This is a genomic window from Schlesneria sp. (assembly GCF_036405755.1).
GTDB classification, from domain to species: Bacteria; Planctomycetota; Planctomycetia; order Planctomycetales; family Planctomycetaceae; genus Schlesneria; species Schlesneria sphaerica.
The window spans coordinates 1-7,640 of record NZ_DASWWZ010000177.1 but is presented as its reverse complement, the minus strand read 5'-3'; the positions used below and the strand labels follow the sequence as shown (position 1 = coordinate 7,640).

At 56.9% G+C, this 7,640-nt stretch carries 8 protein-coding genes; 7 read left to right on the top strand and 1 reads right to left on the bottom strand.

The annotated features are described in order from the left end of the window. On the bottom strand, positions 1-574 hold a 574-nt coding region (locus VGE80_RS05890; RefSeq protein ID WP_440592004.1), incomplete at its 3' end, for an acetolactate decarboxylase. 342 nt (positions 575-916) lie between these two features. On the opposite strand from VGE80_RS05890, the gene VGE80_RS05885 reads away from it, so the two are divergent. The 7 genes from VGE80_RS05885 to VGE80_RS05855 form a co-directional block, all read left to right on the top strand. Then, positions 917-2,404: a M81 family metallopeptidase gene (locus VGE80_RS05885; RefSeq protein WP_440592003.1), complete on the top strand. Its 1,488-nt coding sequence runs from the start codon at positions 917-919 to the stop codon at positions 2,402-2,404. Positions 2,405-2,541: 137 nt separating this feature from the next. After that, positions 2,542-3,600 carry a type II secretion system F family protein gene (locus VGE80_RS05880; protein WP_440592002.1) on the top strand — a complete coding sequence of 353 codons (1,059 nt, stop codon included), beginning with the start codon at positions 2,542-2,544 and terminating at the stop codon, positions 3,598-3,600. A 12-nt stretch (positions 3,601-3,612) separates the two neighbouring features. After that, entirely contained in the window at positions 3,613-4,917 is a 1,305-nt protein-coding gene (locus tag VGE80_RS05875; protein ID WP_373652246.1) for a type II secretion system F family protein, read from the top strand. A 112-nt stretch (positions 4,918-5,029) separates the two neighbouring features. Further along, positions 5,030-5,434, top strand: coding sequence for a hypothetical protein (locus tag VGE80_RS05870; RefSeq protein WP_440592001.1), 405 nt, complete (start codon positions 5,030-5,032; stop codon positions 5,432-5,434). Positions 5,435-5,619: 185 nt separating this feature from the next. After that, positions 5,620-6,213, top strand: a complete 594-nt coding sequence (locus VGE80_RS05865) for a hypothetical protein (RefSeq protein WP_440592000.1) — start codon at positions 5,620-5,622, stop codon at positions 6,211-6,213. Then, positions 6,210-6,629, top strand: coding sequence for a type IV pilus modification PilV family protein (locus tag VGE80_RS05860; RefSeq protein WP_440591999.1), 420 nt, complete (start codon positions 6,210-6,212; stop codon positions 6,627-6,629). Before VGE80_RS05865 ends, VGE80_RS05860 begins: the two co-directional genes overlap by 4 nt. A 54-nt stretch (positions 6,630-6,683) precedes the next feature. Continuing rightward, the coding region (locus VGE80_RS05855; protein ID WP_440591998.1) for a DUF1559 family PulG-like putative transporter at positions 6,684-7,640 on the top strand (957 nt) is incomplete at its 3' end.

Genomic DNA, 7,640 nt, shown 5'->3' with positions numbered 1-7,640 from the left:
AGTTGGCGTGAATGCGAACGGCGATGAATTTATTCGGATGGCCGATCGCTTCGTCCAGATGGTCATCGAGCCACTCCAGACTCTCGATCTGCGGGAGCTTTTGCTGCTCCGCTCGATCAAATGGAGTGACGACGGCAAATGGCGTTTTCGCGGACGGGGCTACGCGATCGATCGTACCGTCGCCATGGACCTGATAGCCCTGCCCATCCAGAATGATTAACTCGCCGTCGAGTTGGTTGAGTGTTCCGACTCCGAAGTCACCATACCGCAGCAATTCCTCAAATGTGGTGATGCCATCGTAGTGCCCAAGCATGAGCGCATTGATGACAGAGATCTGAGTGATCTGGTCACGGGGGACAAAAACCGAGGATGTGGCCGTCTGGGCGCCATTTTCTGCCGGTGCATTCGATCCGTTCGCAGCGGGCTGTGTAGCGACCGCAGGTGCCTGAGAGCAACCTGCCCCAAGAGCCAGCAGCAACAAACTCGTGACCAGGGATTGCATCCATCGCAACACGAGGCCAGAGGTTGTCACCCGGGAAGTCGCTTCAGGTAGGTCGAAGTCTGTAATGGCCAATGGGGCTCTTCCTTGGGGGACCTGTCGGTTCGACGAAACTTTCGCAGCGCGACTGTAGCATGTCCCCCACCATGTTTCACGGTATTGTCGAGTCCGTAGTCTCACGACTTTACTGCACCCTCGCGCATTCGGCAGTCGTCCAATGAATGGGGCGAGCTGTTTGTTTCAGCGTCGGCACGGCCACTACACCCGGCAGCGACGCTCCGACTTTCAGGAATTTTCGTCAGATTCTTGTAAGGACAGTTTCAGGCATGCTGTCTTTAGTTTATCATGGTACTTGTCGCTCATGTGAAAACGTCCTGACACCTTGGCCAACAACCTGAGACGGGGAGAGTAAACATCATGCCGCGAGTTGGAATTCTTGCTTTGATTCAAGAGTCGAATACGTTCCTGCCTGGGGCGACGACATTGGATCATTTCCGTCAGGAATTGCTGCTTGTAGGCGAAGACGTCCGTCAGGCGTTTGCAACGGCTCACCACGAAGTTCGTGGATTTTTTGATGGACTTGCAGCGGCAGGAATCGAAGCCGTACCGTTGTTCGCAGCGCGAGCCCTTCCCTTCGGGACGATTGAACCAGAAGCGTTCAACCATTTGCTGGATGTGATGCTCAGTGAACTCCGCAAGGCCGGGCCTTTAGACGGGTTGCTGGTTGCACCGCACGGTGCAACGGTTTCCAAAGACTATCCTGATGCCGACGGTGAATGGCTGACCCGGGTTCGCCAAGCCGTGGGGCCTGATCTTCCTATCATCGGAACACTTGATCCACACGGGAATCTTTCTCCGGAAATGGTCGCTGCGACGAATGCGCTCGTTGCCTATCGCACGAACCCGCACGTCGACCAGGAACAACGCGGGCTCGAAGCCGCGATCCTCATGGTGCGGACATTAAAAGGAGAGATTCGCCCGGTCCAGGCGGCCTGCTATCCACCCATGGCCATCAACATCGAACGGCAATGTACTTCGGAATCCCCCTGTCTGGAGTTGTGTGCCCGCTTCGATGAAGCGAGACATCGTCCCGGTGTGCTGGGGGCCAGCCTGATGTTCGGTTTCCCCTATGCTGACGTCTCAGAAATGGGCTCGTCTGCATTGGTCATTGCAGACGGTCAGCCTGAATTGGCTCAGCAAGTGGCCAATGAACTCGGACAGGAAATGTGGAATCAGCGGCACGGGTTGGCCGGAACATTCCTGACCGTCGAAGAGGCTGTTGCTCAGGCCGTGAAACTTCCCGGACCCGTTTGCATGCTGGACATGGGTGACAATGTGGGGGGGGGATCGCCAGGCGACGGAACATGGATTGCTTGGGAACTTTATCGCACAGGAGTTGGCCCTGCGTTTGTCTGTATCGACGATGCTGACGCTGTCCGCGCAGCGGAAGCGACGGGGGTGGGAAACACGGCGACGTTCACAATTGGTGGCAGGACAGATGACCTGCACGGTGCTCCGCTCGTAGGGACGTTTCGCGTCGAGCAACTGACCGACGGTCGGTTCAAGGAGTCGGAGGTACGGCATGGCGGATTCACCGAATTCGACCAGGGTCGCACTGCAATCCTCAAGACCGATCGCGGCCTGACAATCATGGTCACAACCAAGCGGACGCTTCCGTTCAGTCTCAAGCAACTGACGGCTTTCGGCCTGCAACCCGATCAGTTCCAGATCATCGTGGCGAAAGGGGTGAATGCCCCACTGGCTGCTTACCGTCCCGTCTGTCCCAGTGTTCTGCGTGTCAATACGCGCGGGGTTACGATGGCCGACATGACGCAGCTTCCCTATCAGCATCGGCGGAAGCCTGTGTTCCCGTTCGAGGTCGAGACAACATGGTCCATTCCATGAATGCTTGCAGCGGATCCTAAGGACCCCCCGCGACAAAACTGTGACTCACGCGTTCCGGCTTATCAGTACGACCGATCACGCTGACAGACGGCCAGCTCGTGATCGGTCTTGTGGGGACTTTTACGTTGAGTACTCCCATGGCGAATCACGGCACTCTCCCCAATCCGCAGGGGCGACTGGAATCACTTCCCGTGGCCGCTCATGTGAATCACACGATTCATGCGGGCCTGCCCCTTGAGTCTGGACTGCGTGCTTTGGCGGAACAGACGCGATCGCGGTCAACGCGACGCGCACTGGTCGATTTGAGCGAGCAACTGGAAAGGGGAGTCCCCCTGGCGGACGCGATGCGGCACTCGACCGGGCGCTTGCCACGCACAATGACGGCTCTGGTCGAAGCGGGAATGAAGTCGGGCCGGCTGGACGCTGTGATGCAATACAGTGTTGATCAATCACAGCAGGCAATGTGGCTACGGCAAGAGATCTGGGCTTCGCTGGCGTACCCCGCATTCCTGATCTGTTTTGCCTGCTGTGTGAGTGCGTTCATTCTCTTATCGGTCATTCCCGCGTTTGAGGGAATCTTTGGTGACTTTGGTATTGAGTTGCCCGGCTTGACCGTTGCTCTACTGAACTTCTCCAAATTCATGAGGAGAGCAGGCTGGGTTCTGGTCGCTAGCGCGGTTCCATTGATCTTATTTGGTCTCGCTGTGATTTCGGCAACGGGGAGACGCTGGTTTTCAAGAAACTGGCTGACTTCGATTCCGCTGCTGGGGAGCGTCTTCAGGCTTGCAGCACTGTCAGAGTTTTGCCGGGTCATGGGAATTCTGGTCGAAGCGAACCTGCCATTCTCGAGTGCACTTCGCCACGCGGCGGATGCCAATAATGACGAGTGGGTCTCCAGACGAGCGCGGCTGGTCGCAGTCGATATTGAAGGCGGCGTCTCACCAGACGACGCAGCTCTGGCGGCAGGACTTCCCAATGCATTGAGCCAGGTCTTTCGGCATGTGGGCTCGCAGCGCACCGTTGTTGATGCGCTCCATAGCCTGTCCGATTTATTTGCCGTGAGGTGCAGGGTAGCTTGCCGCACGCTGAATTCCATCTTTGAGCCCGTCGTGGTGCTGTCGGTGCTGGGACTTGCAGGAATGACCGTCGCCGCCATCTTTATCCCCTTGATCAAACTCTTGAATGCTCTCGCTTAGCTGGAGGCAACGATGGACGGCACACAAATAGGGCTGATAAGCGGGCCATTTGCTTTGCTGTTCGCCAGTATCGTCGTACGCGTCATCTCAGCCGTTCAGCCCGAGGGCCGCGCCAGTGCGGCCCGCCGCAGCATGCTGAACCAGTTGAGTTATGTTTTGATGGCGATCGCCATCGGCGGTCTGGTCTTCCTCACCTTCGCTGGGTACGCAATTGGTTTCTTCGGTCTGCTGATTGGCCTGGTCGTTTGCGTGTCGCTGATCACGACTGACCTCCGTGTGGCGAGTGCAAGGGCGCGAGCCAATCAGGTTGAGTTTCTGTGGTTGCTGGCTCTTGCCGTGCGGTCTGGCCGCCCCCTCGCCGACGAGATCGAGGCTTATGCCAAGGGGACCGACGGACGTCGCCATCGAATTCTGATGGATCTGACGAATCGGCTGCGCGAAGGAATTCCACTTACGGAACTGGCCGTTCCCCAAGGTCTGTTGCCACGGTCGGCCGCATTGCAGATTCACTGTGGAGTGACTTCGGCGACCTTGCACGACACGTTGCGTGCGACCGCTGTGCGAGTCACAAAAGAATTGACTGACGATGAGGACGAAGCAGGGAATATCGCCAGTGCCATGATTTATCCCTCTCTGATTGTGCCGATTACCTGTCTGATTGTGGCCTTCCTGATGTACCAGGTCATTCCAAAGTTCGGGAGAATTTTCGCGGATTTTGGAACAGAACTTCCGACGCCGACCGTGCTGCTCATCCAGATCTCGCGTACGGTCAGCGATTACTGGTATCTGTATCTGGCGCCTTTGTTTTATGTTCCACTTGGAATTCTCATCTTGTCCTGTGTGGGACAGTATTACGGTTGGCGAGTTGTCCTCCAATCACTTCTCGGGCATTGGTTTATCAGATGGCATAGCCCCGATGTCTTACGCGCGGCCGCCCTGTGCGTGAATCAGGGAACCCCCCTCGATAAAGCCTTGCACTCCATTGCCAAGCATCCGGGACCGCTGCGACTTCGTCAGAGACTGGCGTGGGCAATCGATACCCTCCAGGAGGGAGCTCCCCAGTGGCAGACCCTGCAGAGGGCAGGAATCGTCACCTACTCAGAAGCTGTTGTTCTCGAAACCGCCGAGAACTCGGGGAATCTTTCCTGGGCCATGGACATGGTGGCGAGTCAGATGGAACAGCGTACGGCGTTTCGCCTGGCAGCATTGACCGAAATATTACGGCCCATTGTCCTGCTGGCTGTCGCGTTGAGCGTAGCGATGGTCGTGATCTGCATCTTCCTTCCTTTGATCAAGCTTCTCAATGATCTGAGCTAGTCGAAGCGGCTTGGCACAGTTCCCGCGTCATGAAAGTCCGTTTGGAATGTTTCAAAAGACACACACAACTTCCTGTTTCCAAAGCGGCCCACCGAGTCGATGGTGTATTCCCGTGTCTGAGCGCAAGGGATTCACCTTGACCGAAATGGCCGGGACTTGCCTCTTGATGGTATTGGTGTTTACGACCACCATACCGATGCTGCAGGTGGTCGCACACGAGCGTCGGTCGACGGAACAACGCCAATTCGCCCTGCAACATGCGGCGAACTTGCTCGAACGAACCACTCAGCAGGAATGGTCAAAGCTCACACCAGGCGCAGTAGCGCTACAGGATGCTGAAGAAGAACTTCGTCTCATCCTGCCGGGACTGGAGCAACAAGTTTTAGTTCATGAGGTGGCTGGAGAAGCTCAGGCACGTCAGATCGTTGCGTCAGTTCGCTGGAAGAACAAGACCGGGGAATATGTCCAACCGTTAAAACTCTCTACCTGGCGTTACCAGATCGACGAGGTGCGGTGATGGTGCATGACACACGGGTAGAGTCAGGTGAGTACCGTTACACATCCCGTGAGCCTCGGGGAAGCCGCGGAGACTTAAGTCCCCCCCTTTTATCGACGCAGCGCTGCCCTGTTCGAAAGAGACAGTCCCGGTTTGGACGATCAACAGCGAAGCACAGCCGGCGATGTGGATATACGCTCATTGAGATGGTTGTTGTGATCAGCATGTTGACGACGCTGTTCGGGATCATGGGGGTCACCTTCAATCTTCTGCTGAGAATGGACAAAGCGGTCTTGCAGGGGTTTGTCACAGAGCGAACCATATCTCGACTGGCGATCCTGTTTCGGGATGACATTCATCAGGCAACCGAAGGGATCGTTGTGGAAGAGACGGAACTGACACTTCAGCCTCGATCGATGGGCCGGGATGCAGGCGTATCGGTCCGGTACGTCGTGACGGATCAAGGGGTAACACGGCTCACGCGGGATCAAGGTGCCGTTGTCGCCCGAGACGATTTCGTACTGCCCGACTGTGAGATCACTTTTGTGTCTGGCGAGGGTGATGAGGCGCAGCGGCGAGTGCTTGCGATACGGCGCCCCGCTGCGAGTCCGCTGGGGAAACGCCACGAGTACGCTCCACTGCGTCAACTGAATATCGAGGCCTATCTCTCGAAGCCATCTCCAGCTCAGGATTTGAGCGGGCAGCGAGCTTCTGATGAGGCAGCGACGACGGGCGATGATCCACCTGCGCGGTCAGGGGATTCCGACGCCGACGCGTCAGTGAAGGAGGAACACGAATGATGCGAAGGCCTTCACGTCAGAGTACGCCGCCAGGGGGGCGGGCCCGTCGCGGCGCTGCCATGTTGATCGCCTTGATGGCGCTGCTCGTTTCGTCACTCATCATCGCCGCGCTGTTACGAACGGCGGCGTTATCTCATCGACAACTGAAACGGGAGGAATACCGGATTCAGGCGAGCCTTCTGGCCGATGCGGGCTATCAACGGGCTCTCTGGAAGTTGCAGAGCAATCCGGAATGGTTGGGGGACGAGTGGGTCCTCGGAGAAGAGCAACTTGCTCCTGGACGAACCGCAAAAGTGAAAATCACTGTGGCAGCCGATTCCCAGGAGTCCGGACTGCGTGCCGTGACGGCCACGGCAGATTACCCCGTCGATCACCCCGATCGAGTCCGCATCGTCAGAAAGCGAAACATTCCTTGATTCATTAGCGATATTTCGTCCGCGATTGTCATCTCTCATCAGGAAATCAACACGATGAACGGCATACACCTGCACCAGAAAGCTGCACATTCAGGCCACAAGCATGTCACTTCGTCCCAGGCGTCGAGGCCCCCTCTTCTGCGGAGACCCCAGGCTCGGACAGCGCGGGTCCGAGGCTTTACACTCATCGAACTGCTGGTGGTGATCGCCATCATCGCGGTACTCATCGCGCTTCTCCTGCCGGCAGTCCAGCAGGCCCGGGAAGCGGCTCGGCGGACGCAGTGTAAGAACAACATGATGCAGATCGGTCTCGCCTTGACGAACTACATGATGGCTCATGATGTTCTCCCTCCCGGAACACAGAATGACTCGGGGCCGATCATGTCGAAGGAGAATGGGGGGTATCACATGAGTTGGATGACTCAGATTCTTCCGTACATCGAGCAGCAGAATGTCTATGGTCACATCGACTTCACCAAATCGGTTTATGACCCGGCCAATGTTCCCGTACGGCAGCAGCGGATCAGCACTTTTATCTGCCCTTCGGATCCTGGCACCGGCGGGGGGGCGACAACGGCGCTGACCAGCTACTGCGGTGTTCATAACGATTTTGAGACACCCATCGATGTCAACCAGAACGGCGTCCTGTTTTTGAATAGCTCCATTCGCTATGAGCAAATTCGCGACGGGAGTTCGAATACGATCTTCGTGATGGAGACTCGTTTGAATTCAGGAAGTGACCTGGGATGGATTTCCGGCACAAAGTCTTCGTTACGGAATGCGGTACGAATCGCTCCGACTAGCGCCGGTGCTGGCGGACCCGTCAATCCCGAAGACGCCAAGGAAGACGAGTTGGGCGCAGATCCCGAGGGGACGGTTGCTGCCGAGACGATTCCAGGGCCGGGCGTTTTGTTCGAACTTCACCCTGTTACACAAAGCAATGTCAATGGGGGGGATATCCGGCAGGAGTTGCGCGATCTGGAAAGGGGACGGGAAACTGTGGGGGGGCCG

Coding starts and splice junctions, on each gene's coding strand:
- VGE80_RS05885 (WP_440592003.1), top strand. CDS start 917: ATGCCGCGAGTTGGAATTCTTGCTTTGATTCAAGAGTCGAATACGTTC.
- VGE80_RS05875 (WP_373652246.1), top strand. CDS start 3,613: ATGGACGGCACACAAATAGGGCTGATAAGCGGGCCATTTGCTTTGCTG.
- VGE80_RS05865 (WP_440592000.1), top strand. CDS start 5,620: ATGGTTGTTGTGATCAGCATGTTGACGACGCTGTTCGGGATCATGGGG.
- VGE80_RS05860 (WP_440591999.1), top strand. CDS start 6,210: ATGATGCGAAGGCCTTCACGTCAGAGTACGCCGCCAGGGGGGCGGGCC.
- VGE80_RS05880 (WP_440592002.1), top strand. CDS start 2,542: ATGGCGAATCACGGCACTCTCCCCAATCCGCAGGGGCGACTGGAATCA.